The sequence below is a fragment of the Lysinibacillus sp. 10T31 genome (assembly GCF_056394365.1).
Genome location: NZ_JBFTHS010000181.1, coordinates 1 through 495 on the forward strand (window position 1 = coordinate 1; position 495 = coordinate 495).

Genomic DNA, 495 nt, shown 5'->3' on the forward strand with positions numbered 1-495 from the left:
ATGGTCTCGACCGCACGATTGACGACCCGATGTTCGAGCGCGGTGGTGTAGTCGAGGAAGTACACCAGATGGTTCGCGGCCAGCCGATGGCGGATTGCTTGTCCGGCTTCCTCAAGCAACGGGTGTTTCAGATAAGGCAGGAAGGCCGGGGGGAACCAGTCTCTGGTTTCCAGTTCGCGCTCAAGTTCAGGAGGCAGCAGGTAAGCGTTCTGGCTGCTGCGCACCGATGCGTTGTTGTTCCAGTCACCCAGGGTAAACCTGCGGATCGGCGAGACTGGCAGGGAGTCTGGTTCATTGATCGCAATGGGCATCATCGGTTTCCTGGCAGTTGATCAGGGCTTTCAGTTCCACGCACAGCGCTTGTCCGTCGCCGTGTCCGCAGCCGACAAAAAACAAAGGTTGTTCGGCGCTGTCTTGCAGCCCCAGCAGTGCTTCGACCCGATCGTCTGTGAGGGCCCCGGTCAACCAGGTGTTCAGCCCCAGGGAGGTGGCGAT

Annotated in this window: 2 protein-coding genes; both read right to left on the minus strand. The window is 59.6% G+C overall.

The genetic code is table 11. The annotated features are described in order from the left end of the window. The coding region (locus tag AC1DCY_RS27480) for a hypothetical protein (RefSeq protein ID WP_477355899.1) at positions 1-311 on the minus strand (311 nt) is incomplete at its 3' end. Then, positions 292-495: hypothetical protein (locus tag AC1DCY_RS27485; protein ID WP_477355902.1), on the minus strand; the 204-nt coding region annotated here is incomplete at its 5' end. The genes AC1DCY_RS27485 and AC1DCY_RS27480, both read right to left, overlap by 20 nt.